The organism is Dolichospermum heterosporum TAC447 (assembly GCF_024584745.1).
GTDB classification, from domain to species: Bacteria; Cyanobacteriota; Cyanobacteriia; order Cyanobacteriales; family Nostocaceae; genus Dolichospermum; species Dolichospermum heterosporum.
This window is the reverse complement of record NZ_CP099464.1, coordinates 5,246,599-5,262,822: the sequence shown is the minus strand read 5'-3', so window position 1 is coordinate 5,262,822 and position 16,224 is coordinate 5,246,599. Positions and strand designations below refer to the sequence as shown.

General features: G+C 38.1%; 18 protein-coding genes, 1 tRNA gene and 1 pseudogene. 11 read left to right on the top strand and 9 right to left on the bottom strand.

Annotation, left to right across the window (positions count from 1 at the left end):
• The first annotated feature begins 224 nt into the window (after nucleotides 1–224).
• Both NG743_RS24060 and NG743_RS24055 read left to right on the top strand, forming a co-directional pair.
• On the top strand, nucleotides 225–572 hold the full coding sequence (locus NG743_RS24060; RefSeq protein WP_257121046.1) for a UPF0175 family protein: 348 nt from the start codon (nucleotides 225–227) through the stop codon (nucleotides 570–572).
• Nucleotides 573–580: 8 nt separating this feature from the next.
• Nucleotides 581–976 carry a type II toxin-antitoxin system VapC family toxin gene (locus tag NG743_RS24055; protein WP_193963636.1) on the top strand — a complete coding sequence of 132 codons (396 nt, stop codon included), beginning with the start codon at nucleotides 581–583 and terminating at the stop codon, nucleotides 974–976.
• 80 nt (nucleotides 977–1,056) lie between these two features.
• Here NG743_RS24055 and NG743_RS24050 read toward each other — a convergent pair whose 3' ends face one another.
• The 3 genes from NG743_RS24050 to NG743_RS24040 all read right to left on the bottom strand — a co-directional run bounded on the left by NG743_RS24050 (nucleotide 1,057) and on the right by NG743_RS24040 (nucleotide 2,563).
• Nucleotides 1,057–1,560, bottom strand: coding sequence for a PsbP-related protein (locus NG743_RS24050; protein ID WP_193963638.1), 504 nt, complete (start codon nucleotides 1,558–1,560; stop codon nucleotides 1,057–1,059).
• A 143-nt stretch (nucleotides 1,561–1,703) separates the two neighbouring features.
• Nucleotides 1,704–2,318, bottom strand: a complete 615-nt coding sequence (locus tag NG743_RS24045) for a chorismate lyase (RefSeq protein WP_027401499.1) — start codon at nucleotides 2,316–2,318, stop codon at nucleotides 1,704–1,706.
• Nucleotides 2,319–2,480: 162 nt separating this feature from the next.
• Nucleotides 2,481–2,563: transfer RNA gene (locus tag NG743_RS24040), tRNA-Leu, on the bottom strand.
• A gap of 280 nt (nucleotides 2,564–2,843) precedes the next feature.
• Between NG743_RS24040 and accC the strand changes: the two are divergent.
• Nucleotides 2,844–4,189 (top strand): annotated as a pseudogene (gene accC / locus NG743_RS24035) (acetyl-CoA carboxylase biotin carboxylase subunit).
• Nucleotides 4,190–4,274: 85 nt separating this feature from the next.
• Here accC and NG743_RS24030 read toward each other — a convergent pair.
• Complete coding sequence (locus NG743_RS24030; protein ID WP_027401501.1) at nucleotides 4,275–4,562, bottom strand: YggT family protein; 288 nt, start codon at nucleotides 4,560–4,562, stop codon at nucleotides 4,275–4,277.
• A 352-nt stretch (nucleotides 4,563–4,914) separates the two neighbouring features.
• Here NG743_RS24030 and psbX point away from each other — a divergent pair, with 352 nt between their 5' ends.
• The 4 genes from psbX (at nucleotide 4,915) to NG743_RS24010 (ending at nucleotide 7,713) form a co-directional block, all read left to right on the top strand.
• Nucleotides 4,915–5,034, top strand: coding sequence for a photosystem II reaction center X protein (psbX, locus tag NG743_RS24025; protein ID WP_039200676.1), 120 nt, complete (start codon nucleotides 4,915–4,917; stop codon nucleotides 5,032–5,034).
• 147 nt (nucleotides 5,035–5,181) lie between these two features.
• Nucleotides 5,182–6,108: a Ycf66 family protein gene (locus NG743_RS24020; protein WP_027401502.1), complete on the top strand. Its 927-nt coding sequence runs from the start codon at nucleotides 5,182–5,184 to the stop codon at nucleotides 6,106–6,108.
• 32 nt (nucleotides 6,109–6,140) lie between these two features.
• Complete coding sequence (locus NG743_RS24015; RefSeq protein ID WP_027401503.1) at nucleotides 6,141–6,701, top strand: TolB family protein; 561 nt, start codon at nucleotides 6,141–6,143, stop codon at nucleotides 6,699–6,701.
• Between the two features lie 526 nt (nucleotides 6,702–7,227).
• Nucleotides 7,228–7,713: a sterol desaturase family protein gene (locus tag NG743_RS24010; RefSeq protein ID WP_257121045.1), complete on the top strand. Its 486-nt coding sequence runs from the start codon at nucleotides 7,228–7,230 to the stop codon at nucleotides 7,711–7,713.
• Nucleotides 7,714–7,977: 264 nt separating this feature from the next.
• Here the strand turns inward: NG743_RS24010 and gatC are convergent, their stop codons facing one another.
• Nucleotides 7,978–8,268 carry an Asp-tRNA(Asn)/Glu-tRNA(Gln) amidotransferase subunit GatC gene (gene gatC, locus NG743_RS24005; protein ID WP_027401505.1) on the bottom strand — a complete coding sequence of 97 codons (291 nt, stop codon included), beginning with the start codon at nucleotides 8,266–8,268 and terminating at the stop codon, nucleotides 7,978–7,980.
• Between the two features lie 103 nt (nucleotides 8,269–8,371).
• Nucleotides 8,372–8,893 (bottom strand): photosystem I assembly protein Ycf3, encoded by a 522-nt coding sequence (locus tag NG743_RS24000; protein WP_027401506.1) that lies wholly within the window; start codon nucleotides 8,891–8,893, stop codon nucleotides 8,372–8,374.
• Nucleotides 8,894–9,143: 250 nt separating this feature from the next.
• On the opposite strand from NG743_RS24000, the gene NG743_RS23995 reads away from it, so the two are divergent.
• Both NG743_RS23995 and NG743_RS23990 read left to right on the top strand, forming a co-directional pair.
• Entirely contained in the window at nucleotides 9,144–10,118 is a 975-nt protein-coding gene (locus NG743_RS23995; protein ID WP_027401507.1) for an ABC transporter ATP-binding protein, read from the top strand.
• Between the two features lie 92 nt (nucleotides 10,119–10,210).
• Complete coding sequence (locus NG743_RS23990; RefSeq protein WP_027401508.1) at nucleotides 10,211–12,025, top strand: ABC transporter permease subunit; 1,815 nt, start codon at nucleotides 10,211–10,213, stop codon at nucleotides 12,023–12,025.
• 143 nt (nucleotides 12,026–12,168) lie between these two features.
• Here the strand turns inward: NG743_RS23990 and NG743_RS23985 are convergent, their stop codons facing one another.
• Nucleotides 12,169–12,477: a glycosyltransferase gene (locus NG743_RS23985; protein WP_257121044.1), complete on the bottom strand. Its 309-nt coding sequence runs from the start codon at nucleotides 12,475–12,477 to the stop codon at nucleotides 12,169–12,171.
• 129 nt (nucleotides 12,478–12,606) lie between these two features.
• Nucleotides 12,607–12,729: a histone H1 gene (locus tag NG743_RS23980; protein ID WP_027400631.1), complete on the bottom strand. Its 123-nt coding sequence runs from the start codon at nucleotides 12,727–12,729 to the stop codon at nucleotides 12,607–12,609.
• 131 nt (nucleotides 12,730–12,860) lie between these two features.
• Here NG743_RS23980 and NG743_RS23975 point away from each other — a divergent pair, with 131 nt between their 5' ends.
• A complete protein-coding gene (locus NG743_RS23975) occupies nucleotides 12,861–14,336 on the top strand; it encodes an RNA-guided endonuclease InsQ/TnpB family protein (RefSeq protein ID WP_257121043.1) in 1,476 nt (491 codons plus the stop codon).
• On the opposite strand, the gene NG743_RS23970 is transcribed toward NG743_RS23975, so the two are convergent.
• A complete protein-coding gene (locus NG743_RS23970; RefSeq protein WP_257121042.1) occupies nucleotides 14,275–15,354 on the bottom strand; it encodes a glycosyltransferase in 1,080 nt (359 codons plus the stop codon). The two genes, NG743_RS23975 and NG743_RS23970, sit on opposite strands and share 62 nt — an antisense overlap.
• A 352-nt stretch (nucleotides 15,355–15,706) precedes the next feature.
• Between NG743_RS23970 and NG743_RS23965 the strand changes: the two genes are divergently transcribed.
• Nucleotides 15,707–16,180, top strand: a complete 474-nt coding sequence (locus NG743_RS23965; protein WP_027401510.1) for a TspO/MBR family protein — start codon at nucleotides 15,707–15,709, stop codon at nucleotides 16,178–16,180.
• Nucleotides 16,181–16,224 lie beyond the last annotated feature (44 nt).

Here is a 16,224-nt window from a genome sequence, read left to right as displayed (position 1 = left end):
GACTATTGGTGTAGCTGTAATTTACAGTATTAAAATATTCACAAATAACATCCAAATTACCATCCTGAAAATCCTCAAATCCTGGACATCCTGATTCAGACAATCCTCACCAACAACATCCAAAATTACTATCCTGAAAATCCTTAAATCCTGGACATCCTGATTCTGACAAAAAATATCATGTATAATTAAATAAATCCTGATTTTGGAAAAAAGACGAAAATATGCAAATTACTATCGAAATTCCTGAAGATATTGGCAACCAACTACAACAAAACTGGCAAGATTTACCACAAAAACTCTTGGAAGCTTTAGCAGTAGAAGCTTATAGAAATAAAATCATGACTTCTGTACAAATTCAACAATTACTAAAATTTTCCTCACTTCAAGAAACTGAACATTTTTTAAACCAATCTCAAATTTCTTTAGATTATCCTCAAGAAATTTTAGTACAAGATAAACAAATAAAAACTTTAGCTGATGCTTTTAAAGAACTTCAGCAAATCTGTATTGAAGAAGATTATTCTTTAGAAATTCCCTCTCGTCAAGACCGTCCTAATTTCTTTTTTTAATATCCGCAATGATTTTTTTATGTGATACGAACATTATTAGCGAATTAGTGCGACCTCAGCCTAATCCTGGTGTTTTAATATGGGTAAAAAATTTATCTTCCATAAATATTAGTGTAATTACTCTGGAAGAAATACATTATGGATTAACATCAAAACCTAACCTAAAAATTCAAAATTGGTTTGATAATTTTATTAAAAATGATTGCCAAATTTTACCTATCACGGCTGAAATCGCTCAACTTTGCGGTAAAATAAGAGGACAACAAAGATTAAGCGGTAAAACAGTTACCCAAGCAGATATGATGATTGCTGCTACAGCCCAGATACATCAATTAACTTTAGTTACGCGCAATATTCGTGATTTTGATAGTTGTGGTATCCCTCTTTTTAACCCTTTCAGTTAATCTTCAGGATATTTATAATAATAAATCCTGTTCGCGTAGCGTGGCGTTAGCCATAAATCCTCAAATCCTGATTCAGACAATTAATTAATTTCCAATGAATTCATTATCTTGTCTGCTGTTTCTACAAACTGATCATAATCATCTACTTTCGCAGTATAAGTAATCGTATAAGCCTGATCACCTTTTAAAGTCACAACCTGCATATTTTTTAAAATATCTTGACCATTTTTACCCGTAAACACCAATTTACTAGCTTCTTTATTTGCCAAATTCGTTACACTTTTATCAACAATCTTTGCACCTGATACAGTATTATTAATTTCCTGAATACTGGATTTTTGCCAATCATCTAATCTGCCAGAAAACTTATCAACGCTAATTGTTACTTTTTCTTGAAAATTATCTGTATCACTTTGTTGAGGAGAGATAAAAGTCACAACTTCGGCTGTAATTGGGTTTTCTAAATCTTGTCTTTCCCAGGTTTTTAGATATTTTACCTTTATCCCATATTGAGAATTTTCATATATATTGAAATCATCTTTTTTGGTAATAAAGAAAATAGTTAAGCTGATAAATATTGTCATTCCTAATGTTCCCTAATATCATTGAAGGCAGAGCCTTCTAGAATTCATTCCCAGTCAGAGACTGGGAATGAGACGACTTGATGTTTTTTGTAATTTTGTAAAAGTCCATGTCTTAACCATGTTTAGTATAGTCATGGAGAAAATTAACTTTCAAAATTCATAGCGCCCAAATATTTAGTTAAAAACGGCGAAAAAACTTCATAAATCAAAGTCAGCGGTTGTCCATGATGCCAAAATAAATAATGGCGACCCCAAAACGGACCTTTTTCATTAAAACCCGACTCTAACGCCTCTGAGTTACCATAATAAATACCTTGCACATCTCTATATAACTCAGTTCGTAACCGCGCTAAACTTGCCCAAATTGGTAAAGACTTGTTTTGTAAATACTCATCTACATGACTTGCTTCCCACCAAGAAGCAGCATAATATAACCTCTGACCAGAAGCAGTTCGCACCCATACCTGTCTTCTAATTCTTGGACCTGGTAGCATCTGCATTATAGTCGGTGCATTATCGGAACTCATGCCAATTGCTGACATATCAATCACATCTACCTCCGTTGGTTCACCCGTAAGTAGTTGGACGTGCCGAGTCGGAGAACCATCACCCAAAAGCAGTAATTGCCAAGTTGGTGCTAACTGAGTGTGCGGTAAACCGTATTTAATCGCTTCCTCCCCGCCTTGCCAAATAGGAGTCAGGCAATGCCAAGCGCTTGGTAGGATTAGATCATTCGTGGGATTAAAAGTAGTAGTCAATGTTCTTTACAAAAGTTTATATATACTCCTATCAATAGCACGAAAATCAGCATCACTAGAGACGCTGGCAAAGAATCAAACATAAGGACTTTGATCAAAAAATGTAAACCCGCTGGTATAGTCATTTTCCTGACCTAACAGCGGGTTATTTACATTCAAAAATGCGGATGGCGAGACTCGAACTCGCAAGGGCTATGCCCACACGCACCTCAAGCGTGCGCGTATACCAATTCCGCCACATCCGCGCGGTTTGAACACAGATTACAGCATAACATAAAAAAATCTCTTAAACACAAGTTTTTGCAAATATTTCCCAGATATTTTTTGAATGGGTATGAGACTAACAGAAATATAGTTGCAGCACAAGTCATATTAAAAGGTCTAGGAAAGATGCCACATAATCTAATAGTCTGTTAAAAATTATGTTTGGGGATCTCCTGTCACGATTTACAGTAATGCAACAGCTTTATGTCAACAGGATGGGAGAAAATGTGAATCTACTGGTACTGATATCGTAACTAGAAAATGAAATTTGACAAAATATTAATTGCCAATCGAGGAGAAATAGCCCTTCGCATTCTCCGAGCCTGTGAAGAAATGGGAATTGCCACAGTAGCTGTTCACTCGACTGTTGACAGAAATGCTCTCCACGTCCAACTTGCAGATGAAGCGGTTTGCATTGGTGAACCTGCCAGCAGTAAGAGTTATTTGAATATTCCCAATATTATTGCTGCTGCACTAACGCGCAATACTAGTGCCATTCATCCTGGTTATGGTTTTTTATCAGAGAATGCCAGATTTGCCGAAATTTGTGCCGACCACCACATTGCTTTTATTGGTCCTAGTCCTGAATCTATCAGGCTCATGGGGGATAAGTCCACAGCCAAAGAAACAATGCAAAAGGCTGGTGTACCTACAGTTCCCGGTAGTGAAGGGTTAGTAGAATCAGAAGAACAAGGATTAGCGATCGCCAAAAAAATTGGTTATCCTGTGATGATTAAAGCTACCGCAGGCGGAGGCGGTCGAGGAATGCGGCTAGTCCGTTACGAAGAGGAATTTGTCAAACTTTTCTTCGCGGCGCGGGGGGAAGCAGGAGCAGCCTTTGGCAACGCAGGCGTTTATATAGAAAAATTTATTGAACGTCCCCGCCACATTGAATTTCAGATCCTAGCGGATAACTATGGTAATGTTATCCATCTGGGTGAAAGAGACTGTTCAATTCAGCGTCGTAACCAAAAACTCCTAGAAGAAGCCCCTAGTCCTGCTCTCGACCCTGACTTACGGCAAAAAATGGGAAAAGCTGCCGTTAAAGCCGCCCAATTTATTAACTACACCGGAGCAGGAACTATCGAGTTTCTTCTAGATAAATTCGGTAAGTTCTATTTCATGGAAATGAACACCCGGATACAAGTGGAGCATCCAGTAACAGAAATGATTACTGGTATAGACCTAGTAGTTGAACAAATTCGCATTGCCCAAGGTGAAAGACTAAAGCTCACGCAAAAAGAAGTGGTTCTGAGAGGACATTCCATTGAATGCCGGATTAATGCTGAAGACCCAGATCATGATTTTCGTCCAGCCCCCGGCAGAATTAGTGGTTATCTTCCCCCCGGAGGACCAGGGGTGCGGATTGATTCCCACGTATACACGGACTACCATATCCCCCTTACTACGACTCTCTCATAGGTAAATTAATTGTGTGGGGACCAGACCGAGCCACCGCTATTACCCGCATGAAACGCGCATTGAGAGAATGTGCAATTACAGGAGTCCCTACAACCATTCCCTTTCATCAAAAAATTATGGAAAACCCACAATTTTTAGAAGGTAACATTTACACCAGCTTTGTCCAGGACATGAAAATGCAGTAATTAGTCATTGGTCATTCATTGGTCGTTTTCTTCCTCCTGACTCCTGACTGGGCGCGGGCCCCGCGCCCCTACCTTCTGGCTCCTACTACTTGTCTAACATGGTCAGTAACCCTTGCTGACCTAGCAAAATTTCCCGGATAAAGCTAAAAATCGCCACTAAAATAATCGGGGTAATATCTACACCACCAATAGGTTGTACAAACTTCCGCAGTGGGATTAAAAATGGTTCAGTCGGCCAGGCGATTAGACTAAAAGGCAAACTATTGAGATTGATTTGGGGATACCACGTTAGAATAATGCGGAAAATAAATAAAAACGTCATCACTCCCAAAACCGGACCAAGAATCCAAGCAGTCAAGTTAACACCAGTCATTTTGTTTAGCTACCATCTGTGAGAGAATCCAAAACTTGGGCGCAAGTTGATAAACTTTAAGTTTTGTAACGTATTCTTCCCTCAATTTTAACTAAATAGTGCCATTTTATTGTGAGAATAGAAAAACAAAGTTATTGACTTGGGATCATCAATCAAGTAAATACCAGGTTAGACGTGCGGTATGTACTTGATTGAGATACATTCAGGAAATCGTCAACCCTTTATGAGTGGGGTTTCCCAGCACTCGATTGTATTACATCCGACCAATAACCCTGATAATCTTGGATTACTTTTCAAGAAAGTAATCCAAGATTAAAATGAAAATAAACTGTGTAAAAAAAGGTTGAGAACTATGACACCCTCTTTAGCAAATTTTCTTTGGAGTCTCCTTTTGGGTACTGCGATCGTCGTTATCCCTGCTACCATTGGTCTAATTTTCATTAGCCAAAAAGATAAAATCCAACGTTTTTAATTTTTGGGGACTGGGGACTGGGGACTGGAGAAGCATCTTCTTCTTTCTTCTGGACTCCAGTATTCCTCTTCCACAATATTATGACTGGTTAAAATAGTGATAGTAAGTGTAACTCGTTAATATAGATTTGATATTAGGAAAACACCAATGGTTAATTTGGGGCTGAACTCAGCCAGTGTTTTGGCTCAGGTAAATTTTGGAGCAAACTCAGCCAGTATTCTAGGAATTTTCCTAGCTGTAGCTGGAGCAGCATTGTACTTTCTTCGTTCTGTCCGCCCAGAACTGTCAAGAGATCAGGACATCTTTTTTGCCGCAGTTGGCTTGTTATGCGGCTTTATTCTCGTATTTCAAGGATGGCGACTTGATCCAATTTTGCAATTTGGTCAATTGCTTTTGGTAGGTTCTACAGTATTTTTTGCCGTCGAAAGTATTCGTCTGCGAAGTATCGCTACTCAGCAAGCAAAACGAAACACTCCCATTGTGGACGATGAACGCGAGGTTAGCAGAAAATATTCTTATTCTGAGCGGCGCAACTATCAAGCTGAGATGGATGCGGATTTAGAACCGCTACCCTATGAAGAAGACGAAGAAGCCCCTCAGCGTCCGAGAATTCGCGGTAGTCGAGACGAACGTTCTACCCGTGATGACTATTACGAAGATCAGCCACCACGCAGTTCACCAAACTCACGTACCAGGGAAAAACCAGAATCACCAGAAAGAAAGCGTCGTAACAATTCTGGGCGTTCAGTCAGTCGTCCCAGTGAGGGTTATGAAGATGAAAATTGGGGTTCTACTCCCAAACCAGTTGACGATTGGGAAACTTCAAATTCCCAAGATGCAGTGAGAAAACCAGCACGTCGCAATACTGGCAATAATCGCCCTCAACGCCAAGAAAATCGTGAGGATGATATTACACCTACTGCTAGACCAAGAAAACGTCGTCCACCTAGAGATTCAGTTTCTCCCAGAAGACAGGATGATGATGAAGCTATCCCAACGGAATATGTTCCTTATAATCCCATTAACAAGCCAAATAACGAGCCAGATAATTCCGATTTTGATGATGACATTTAACACGTTTGGGGTTGACGACGGAAAACAGTAATGTGAAAACATTTACACCTAGCTTCTGGCTCCAAAAGTCAATTTATTGGAGCCTAATTTTTGGTTTGACAAGCTTGCTGATATCTTGTAGTGCTGATAATATCCCCCTGGGAGTTACTTCTCTGAATAGCCGATATACTGAAGAACAACCTGCTATCAGTGGTAATGGGCGTTTTTTGGCTTTTGTCTCCAATCGTTCTCGTTATCAGCAGTTGTTATTATACGATTTAGAAAATCAAAGTTTTATTCCTACACCAAGATTAAACAGACAGTCAGTAATTATAGAAAGTCCTAGTTTGAGTTATACAGGCCGTTATATTTGTTATATTACCAGTGATCAAGGTAGACCTGTTGTTGCACTTTACGATCGCGCTTCCCAACAATCACAAGTTCTGACCCCTACTTATCGTGGTTGGGTGAGAAATCCTAGTATTAGTCCTGATGGGCGTTATATTGCGTTTGAATCCTCCAGTCGTGGACAATGGGATATTGAAGTTCTTGATAGAGGTCCAACTATTGAATTAGATATTCCTAATGGTGCAAGGGTGTCAACTAAAAATTGACCGAAAAAGTTTAGATTTTAGATTTTGGATTTTAGCTTAAATATGTCACATTTGGAGTTTTCGGTACAGATTCCCCGCCTCTTCAGGGCGGAATTAATCAAAAATACTCGCTGCGCTGCGTACGCTTCGCTAACGCCAATCTAAAGTCCTCAAGCTGCACACTTTAGCGTTGGAAAATTTCTACACTTACCTGAATATTTCAATTGTATATCGTCACTAATATCTAGTATCAATAAAAGCTAATTTTATGTTCCCTAATCTAAGACAATTTGGTATTTTAACCGTGTTTATGTTTTTTGTTCTTTCGACAAGATACCTAACTGTATCTTCGGTTCTCTATTGGTTACTTTGGGTTCGTCGTCCCCCGTCTTGGGAGGTTCGTCGTCTCCATGATATGAACAAACGCAAAAGTAAAATGAAGAGTGAAATCAAATGGTCTCTTTTTTCCTGTTTTATTTTTGCATTACCAAGTGCTTTTATGATCGAAATGATCAACTTGGGATATACCAAGGTTTACTTAAATTTTATGGATTATGGTTGGGTTTATTTACCTTTGAGCCTATTTATATACTTGATTCTCCACGACACTTATTTTTATTGGACTCATCGCTGGTTGCATATTCCTAGTATATATCGCCGCTTTCATCAAGTCCATCACGAATCTATCAACCCTACACCTTGGACTTCTTTTTCTTTTGATCCTGTTGAGAGTATTATTCAGGCAATTATCATTCCTCTGATGGTTTTTATTATTCCCGTTCACATTAGTATAGTGGGATTATTACTAGCCTTAATGACGATATTTGGTGTTGTCAATCATACGGGTTATGAAGTTTATCCATATTCATGGATACGTGGTTTTTGGGGTAAACATTGGATTACACCAACGCACCATACTATTCATCATCACAAGTTTAATTGTAACTATGGTCTTTATTTTCGGTTTTGGGATAAATTAATGAACACCGATATAATGGTCAAAACGCAGATAAACGCAGATAAACGCAGATAAATTTGTACTTCGTTAGACTAGGAAATACTATAAAAGATGATGGTTTTTGAGGATAAATAGAGCTTTGCCCATGTGACAATTGCAGACTTGGGTATAAAATAATGTTTTTTAATAATAGTAATAGAAAAATAATTCTCAACTACTTGGCAAATAAAAAATCATCTGCTATATTTAGAGCATACCCAAAAACCTAATCCCCTAATCCCCTGTCCCTACGGGGATGTAGAGACGTTCCTCGGAGCGTCTCTACTCTTTTGTATTCACCTAATCAGCATTAAGAATTTTGGGAACTCGGAAAAAATCTCCTTCCTGTTGAGGCGCACTGTTGAGGATTGCTTCTCGTTCGGGATAGGGTTGGAGAATATCTTCTCTGGTGACGTTGCTAACATCAATAGCTCTGGTTGTCGGGGCTACATTAGTGACATCCAGTTGATTTAGTTGTTCTATATAGTCTAGAATACCACCCAGTTGAGTGGTAAATTGTGCCTCTTCGTCTGCTGTTAATTCTAAACGAGCGAGATTAGCGACTTTACGAACTTGTTCACTATCAATCATAATTTGTTAATTGTCAGTTGTTAGTTGTCAGTTGTCAGTTGTCAGTTGTTCTTTGTCAGTTGTTAGGCAAACTTTTACAACCGACTAATGACTAATGACTAAGTTAAAAGAATATGTCAATTTGCGATCGCCCGGTGGTTTTTATCCAGTTCTGAGCTTCAATATAGTTATTGGGAGCCATACGAATCGCTCTAATCCAATAATCCGCTGCTTGATCAAGTAATGCTTCACCACCGTCATTATCCCCTGCTTCCTTAGCTCTCTCACCTTGAAAATGATAAATCACGGCAATATTATTCAAGGCTTGGGGTAATTGTGGATTTAATTCAATGGCCTGATGATAATACTCTAAAGCCTTATTATGATCGCCGTTACTGGCATAAATTAAACCCATGTTATAAAGGATATAACTCCGATCATTAGAGTCTTCCTCCATTTCTAAGGCTTCTGTATAGTAGTCTAGTGCTTCGGCATATTCGCCTTCTGCCTGTGCGGACATTCCATCTCGATAATAAACAAAGGCTTCTTTCGCCTTTTTGTTGGTTGGCAATATCTTGAGAATGATATCTGCCATTACTGTAAAGGATTTGTCAACAAAGTTATCGTTTTTCTGTGTTCTTGGCATATTTGTCTCTATGGTTGCTTAATTGCAGCATACCGCTAATTTAACTAATTTTTGGAGGTTTGAGTTATCCCCAGAAATATGAAGTAAGATTTTCAGAATTATTGACCGCAGATAAACGCAGATAAACGCAGATAAATTAATAGTTTTATTTAAATTTTAAATTATTTCGTTTCCATTTCCGAAACGGAAGTAAATACTATTGTATAACCGAGTTAAGTTAACTATTGCACACAAGCCACACCCAGCCGCGATGGTAAGAGAAATAGCAATTCGCACCACTGGACTCACTAAGCAATTTGAAAGACATATTGCTGTAAATGATGTTGACTTAGAAATCCATACGGGTGAAGTTTACGGATTAATTGGTCCTAATGGTGCAGGTAAAACCACCCTAATTCGGATGTTAGCCACTGCTGAAGAACCAACTACGGGTGAGATTTATATTAATGGCGATCGCGTAGCGGGTCCTTCGGACTATCGCCTCCTGCAAGATCAAAACAACTTAAAACTTAAACGTCGTCTTGGTTATTTACCCGATGACTATCCACTGTATGAAGATTTGACAGTTTGGGACTATTTAGATTATTTTGCCCGATTGTATCACTTACAAGGAAAGCGCCGTACCCAACGTCTCCACGAAGTTTTAGAACTGATTCAACTGGGTAATAAACGACATAGTATGATTTCTACCCTCTCACGGGGGATGAAACAGCGTTTAAGTTTAGCCCGCACCATTATTCATGAACCAATTTTACTACTTTTAGATGAACCTGTTTCGGGACTTGATCCTATTGCGCGGATGCAGTTCCGGGAAATTATTAAGGCTTTGCAAGAAGCCGGCATGACAATTTTAATTTCTTCTCATGTACTTAGCGACTTAGCAGAGTTATGTACATCCGTAGGAATTATGGAATTAGGTTTTTTAGTGGAAAGTTCTTCACTCAAACATCTCTATCAACGTCTTTCCCAACAGCAGATTTTTATCACCACTTTGGGCAATATAGATATATTAGTGAGTGAATTAAAAAATCATCCCTTAGTGGAAGAATGGGAATTAATACTTAGTCAAAATAGTGTGCGAGTAAATTTTTCCGGTAAACCAGAAGATTCCGCTGATTTATTGCGATCGCTTATCAGTGCAGGAATTCCTTTAACAGAGTTTCATTGTACACAAGAAGACCTAGAAACTATTTTCCTCAAATTAGGTCATAAACAAGCATCATAGATAATTTTAGATTTTAGATTTTGGATTTATTTTCTGCACAAACTTAAAAATTATTCCCAAATAAAACTTCTCAACTTTTAGAGGTATTGACAATGTTACTAAATTTCATAGACAGAGTTGGAGAATTAAATCCCCAGTTATTTCGAGAACTAAAAGGCAGATTCAAACCTTTTAATCTGATCATATCTATGGGTTCTTCCTTACTACTACAACTCATAGTTTTCATATTTCAATTCCGAGAATTTCCTGACGAAAACTACTATCTCCGAGCAACCTACTGCACTTTGCGAGAAGTATACCAAAATCAGGAACAAGAACTTTATAGACAACAAAACTTACTCAACCAAAAAATAACTAATTATCAGCAAATTCGACTATCAGATAATACCATAATTCCCAATTTAGAAGCCCAACTTCAGCAAGTTAAAACCGAATTAGCTGATCTTCAGAACTATTTATCGAAAAATATTTGTCCTTTAGATAAAATAGACTGGCAATTATGGTGGCGAGATCATTGGGAATACACATTTTTAACATTTAGTGTAATTTTCATTTTTACCCTCTTAGTTGGCGGAACTTATTTATTAATTAGTGATTTAGCCAAAGAAGAACAACGAGGAACATTAAACTTTATTCGTCTAAGTCCTCAATCAGAAACCAGCATTTTAACTGGAAAAATTCTCGGAGTCCCCAGTTTAATTTATCTTTTTGTCTTCACAGCCGTTCCTTTGCATTTGTGGGCTGGACATTCTGCTAAAATCGCCTTGAGTTACATTTTCAGTTATTATGCTGTGATTGCCGCAAGTTGTCTTTTCTTCTACAGTACAGCCCTAATTTTTGGTTTAGTGAGTCGTTGGTTTGGTAACTTTCAACCTTGGTTGGGTAGCGGTGCTGTACTTGTATTTTTGTTTATGACAATGACAATGGTATCTTCTTATGGAGGCTTTAATAATCCCCTAACTTGGATGAGATTTTTAAGTCCCTGGGATATCACCAATTATCTATTTCCTAATCTGTTTCGTTCCTATAAAGATTCATCAATCAGCCAACTACAATTTTTCTACTTACCAATAGGAAAAAATTTCCTTACCTTAGTCAGCTTTCATTTAGTTAATTACGGAATTTGTTCCTACGGTATTTGGCAAGCAATGAAACGCTGCTTTCGGAATACAGATAGCACAATATTGAGTAAAAAACAAAGTTATTTATTTATAGCCTTTACTCAGGTAATGTTTTTGGGATTGACTATAGGTGCAGTTGAGAACAAATCAGATATGGGCATCATCGTCCTCATGGCTTTACTCAATTTTGCCTTAGTTCTAATTTTAACTATTGTGCTTTCACCGCAGCGGCAAACTATCCAAGATTGGGCAAGATATAGACACCAAAATCATCGAGATAAATCTATATTAAAAGATTTAGTATTTGGTGAAAAAAGCCCAGCAATTGTTGCCATAGTCATTAATCTATTAATTGCTACCACACCCATAATAATCTGGATTCTGTTCTCACCTCCTAATTTTCATAATGGTAGTGTTGATAAGAACAAAGTCATATTAGCTATGGTTTTAGCTTTCACATTGATGTTGATGTATGCCACAATTGCTCAATTGATGCTACTCATGAAAAATCCCAAGCGTTATGTATGGACAGTGCTAACTATTGGTGTAGCGATGTTTTTACCGCCAATTGTTCTTGCCATTTTGGGTGTTAGTCCTTCAAAACATCCTATTTTGTGGTTATTTTCTACCTGTCCTTGGGCAGCTATAGAATATACTCGGACGACAACAATTTTTCTGGCACTTTTAGCGGAGTTAACAGTGGTAGCTTTGTTAAATTTCCAATTAAATCGCCAAGTCAAAGTTTTAGGAGAATCCGCAACCAAAGCACTATTGACCGCCCGATAATAGTTAGTGACTCGTAAAGTTTTACCGATAGGAATGATATTTAATTTTTGTATTCCTATCGGTGGACATCAGCCTTAAAGAAATGTACAATAATTAAAACAATTACCCAATTCCAATTTTAATCTCATCCAACGAAATTATTTTTAATTTATTTGATCAAATAGAATCGGCTTGCGAGTATAGATAGCCTTTTCGACAATATCAGCAGCATAATTCACTCCTCCAGCCCTAACAATTGCCTCTTTTAGCCTCAGTGCATTTTGTTTGTAAGAATATTCTGTTAAGACCCGCTTAATTATTTCCTGCAAACTCGTAACATTTAAACGAGACAAGGGTAAAAATTCTCCAGCACCTGTATAAGCTATCCGAGAAGCAATTCCTGGCTGTTCATTAGTAATCGGAATTGCTACCAGTGGAACTCCACTACTTAAAGCCCCTAAAACTGCATTCATACCACCAGGGGATCGCGGGAAGGCTGGGAGCCGCGTCTCTTTAGAGCGCGGGGGAAAGCCTACCCGTGCGGTTTTAACCGCTTCCAATATTCTCGATCATGATGCGGGTCATTAAATCTTTTCAACATTTTATTTCTCTCTAACTAATCTTTTTAAGGCTGACGAAAGACTCATTCCCCAACCTTGGGCGATATCCTCAAGTTTCTTTCTTTCAGTTTCATCTAGGTACACCGCTAGAGGTTTTTTCTTCATATACAATATTGGGTTGACATTACTGTAATACTGCCATATAATAGTTATATCGTCAATCACATCAACAAAATAAACCTGTGCAAATACGCTGGAGATTCAAGCTACAACCATCTATTGGGCAACAAGCCTTAATGTCTGAGTGGCTTGTTACTTTACGGAAACACAGAAATTATTGTTTGGCAGAACGTCAGCGCGGATTTGAAACTAATAACCAGAAATCAGACGAGTCAGTAATTTACCAATATGGTGCATTTTCAGACTTAGATACTCGTATTGAATATGGCTCTTATTGCCCTTTGACCTGCCCCGTCGTTAAGCATGGTGTAATGTCCTCTGGGTTAACAAAAAATAGTAAGAAGCATGGTTTAACCTGGGGTAGTGCGACTGATATTCAAGGCAAGAGAACAACTGAACTACGTTCTGAGTCTGAATGGTATAGCCGAATTAATTCAGATGTTTTACAAGGCAATTTAGCTAAATTAGATATTGCTTATAACGGATTTTTTCAACACAAAAGGGGTTTCCCTGCGTTTCGTAAAGCAGCCAACTTTAAAACATTTCAATTCAAGCCAGGACAAGTAAAATTAACTGTTAATCGTGAATCTAATCAGCCCCGATGCTATTCCCATGCCTACTTTCCTGGACTGGGGACTATGCGCTATTTTGATAGTCGTACTATTCCAATAGATGCTGATATTAGAACGGTGACAGTGATTAAAGAAGCTGACGGCTGGTACATGAGTGTATTACTCGAGTTACCTGAATCCCTACCTGAAGTTACAGAAATTGAAACCGTCAAATCAGCAGTAGGTATTGATGTAGGAATTAATAAATTAATTTCTTTGTCTGATGGTTCGTTTATTGAAAATCCTCATCTGGCAACTAATAAGAAAATTCGCCGTCAATTAAGAATTAGACAGCGCCGAGTTAATCGTAAAGTCAAGGGTTCTAACAATCGCAAAAAAGCTGGGAAAATAGTTGCCAAGCTACATAAAAAGATTGCAGATAAGCGAAATGATCATCAATGGAAAGCAGCCAATAAAGTTGTTAACACCGCTGAGGCAATTGTCCAAGAGCATCTAAATGTTAAGGCTATGAAGTCCCGCTGCAAACCCAAAAGGCAGCAAGGACGATTTATGGCTAATGGTCAATCTGCAAAACGTGGATTAAATCGCTCTATTTCTGATGCCAGTTGGGGCGAATTATTTTCTAAGATTGCTTGGCTGGCATTGAAGTCTGGTAAGCCAGTATTATCCGTTAATTCTAAATTTACTTCTCAAGAATGTTCGGCTTGTCATCATATTAGTAAAGCTAATAGAGATGGCGAAAAGTTCATTTGTGAAAACTGTGGTCATATTGACCATGCTGATACTCAGGCTTCTCGGACAATTTTACGAAGAGCTAATTTGAAATTCGTCAGCAACAGACGTAAAAAGCCGACGCACCAATCGTTAGTGCCTACTCCTGGACTGGGAGAAAGTAACGCCCTTTTATGCAACGATGCCGCCAGAAATGGCAAACGGCATCAGGCGGGGAACCGTACATCTAAGGTAATACCTGAAAAGCGGATATTATTCGAGCAGTTGTGTTTGCAATTATTCGATTAAGAATCCCCGTGTCTTTAGACCGGGGAGTGTCAACATGAGTAATAGTGAGAACAGATTGCGAAATCAATTGCTGTTGGGGCGCATAAGGTACGACTACAGGTGAATCTGCGAGGTTAAAATCTAATTCTTTTATTTGTGGCTGACCCAAAGAAATCACAAGTTGTACATCCAATTCCATAGATGCTTCTGCAATCATTTGAAAAATTTCCTGTTTGCGATTTTGTAAAGTACCTAATGCAGCGTAAATTAATGGTTTACCATTCAATTTCTCAAAAGGAAAAGGCATTGGTGATAATGAAAGAGGCTCTAATCCTGATGGATCTTGCAAGGGACCAGTATAATGAAATGTTTTAGGTAAACGCACTCGCGGAAAGTCAAATTCAGCAGGTAGCTGACATATCTGAGCGAGTTTTCCACCAGCATCATCACGACAAGTGTAATTTGCTAAATTCCATTGACGACGTTGATCTGCTACTAATTTCCAGATTTTTTGTGATAACTGATTAAGTAAAAAGTTACCTGCACGGTTTCGCAAAGTAGACAACCAGGCTGTATTATATTCCCAATTGGTAAAATAAGGTGGAACTCCTGGTTCCCTATTAATAAGAAGAGCATTGCATACAGTGATAAAAGGTATTTTTAGAAAATCGGCAATAGTTCCGCCTCCAATTGTTACTTGATCTACTAATAAAGCCTCTATTCCTGCTTTCGAGATTGCTGTAGGTGCTTCACCAAATAGCATCTTCGTTTCCTTTTCTAGCCAATCTATTGTAAAATTTAATGCTGCCATTCCACTCAATTCTCCTAACTGTTTGTACATTACTTCTAATGTTCCAGGGGAAAATTCAGCTTCTCCTATTTTCCAAAATTCTAATCCAGCCTTATCAACCTTAGATTGAACATCGGGGATGTGGAATAATGTAACACGATGACCACGCCGTTTTAATTCTCTTCCTAAAACAAACATTGGGTTGAGATGGCCTATTGCTGCTGGACAAAGAATACCAAAATGAGTCATAAGTTATATTTTTTGGTTAATTACAATGATTTATACCAGAAAACCGCTTTATAAATTCAAATTACATCATTTTTACTTCACTGCTTTGGTCAAGTATATAAACATACTCTCAATAAAATGATTAACACAGATCATAATGGCTAATATATGAGTTAATACTGTTTTGTCAAGAACATGAAGATCCTAATATTTTCACGTCTTCAAATTTTTCAATATAAAAGAGCTTCATTAACACCTATTTAATACAGCACCTGCAAATTAGAAGTTAAAATATTTATCTACACTCTTAGGGAACTATTTTGTTGTAATATCATTGCGTCAGACTTTCACCAAAGTCAGTACCAAGGGAGTTATGATTAAATCTTGGATGATAATTGGCACTATAGCATTCTTCGTCGGCTTCGCTGGTAACTGGATTACACCCAACCAGAGTCAATGGTTTCGGCATTTACAAAGACCTAAATGGTTAACCTTTGAATCAGCAATTCCCCTGATTTGGACTATAATTTTTATCTGTGGTGCTTGGTCAGCTTATATTATTTGGGAACACAGTCCAAATACCGATATAACTCGCCTAATGATGGGTTTGTACCTACTTCTAGAGATATTTACCATAGCCTATAGCCCCATAATGATCCGTCTTCGCAGTCTCATTGCTGGTACAATCATTGGTGGCACTGGACTACTAATTTGTATATTAATCACCCTTGCAGTCTTATCTGTATCGCTGTGGGCAGCATTACTATTATTACCTTATTTAATTTGGAGTCCCATAGGTACATACACCACATGGCAAATGAGTCGTCTTAATCCGCAAGATGCTTAAAGCAGGAAAGTTGAAAGTCTTAATGATGTTTGACCTTCAACTAT

Coding starts and splice junctions, on each gene's coding strand:
- NG743_RS24055 (WP_193963636.1), top strand. CDS start 581: ATGATTTTTTTATGTGATACGAACATTATTAGCGAATTAGTGCGACCT.
- NG743_RS24010 (WP_257121045.1), top strand. CDS start 7,228: ATGGATTATGGTTGGGTTTATTTACCTTTGAGCCTATTTATATACTTG.
- NG743_RS23990 (WP_027401508.1), top strand. CDS start 10,211: ATGTTACTAAATTTCATAGACAGAGTTGGAGAATTAAATCCCCAGTTA.
- NG743_RS23970 (WP_257121042.1), bottom strand. CDS start 15,354: ATGACTCATTTTGGTATTCTTTGTCCAGCAGCAATAGGCCATCTCAAC.
- NG743_RS23995 (WP_027401507.1), top strand. CDS start 9,144: ATGGTAAGAGAAATAGCAATTCGCACCACTGGACTCACTAAGCAATTT.
- NG743_RS23975 (WP_257121043.1), top strand. CDS start 12,861: ATGTCTGAGTGGCTTGTTACTTTACGGAAACACAGAAATTATTGTTTG.
- NG743_RS24060 (WP_257121046.1), top strand. CDS start 225: ATGCAAATTACTATCGAAATTCCTGAAGATATTGGCAACCAACTACAA.
- NG743_RS24030 (WP_027401501.1), bottom strand. CDS start 4,562: ATGACTGGTGTTAACTTGACTGCTTGGATTCTTGGTCCGGTTTTGGGA.
- NG743_RS23985 (WP_257121044.1), bottom strand. CDS start 12,477: ATGAATGCAGTTTTAGGGGCTTTAAGTAGTGGAGTTCCACTGGTAGCA.
- psbX (WP_039200676.1), top strand. CDS start 4,915: ATGACACCCTCTTTAGCAAATTTTCTTTGGAGTCTCCTTTTGGGTACT.
- NG743_RS24000 (WP_027401506.1), bottom strand. CDS start 8,893: ATGCCAAGAACACAGAAAAACGATAACTTTGTTGACAAATCCTTTACA.
- NG743_RS23965 (WP_027401510.1), top strand. CDS start 15,707: ATGATTAAATCTTGGATGATAATTGGCACTATAGCATTCTTCGTCGGC.
- gatC (WP_027401505.1), bottom strand. CDS start 8,268: ATGATTGATAGTGAACAAGTTCGTAAAGTCGCTAATCTCGCTCGTTTA.
- NG743_RS23980 (WP_027400631.1), bottom strand. CDS start 12,729: ATGAAGAAAAAACCTCTAGCGGTGTACCTAGATGAAACTGAAAGAAAG.
- NG743_RS24020 (WP_027401502.1), top strand. CDS start 5,182: ATGGTTAATTTGGGGCTGAACTCAGCCAGTGTTTTGGCTCAGGTAAAT.
- NG743_RS24050 (WP_193963638.1), bottom strand. CDS start 1,560: ATGACAATATTTATCAGCTTAACTATTTTCTTTATTACCAAAAAAGAT.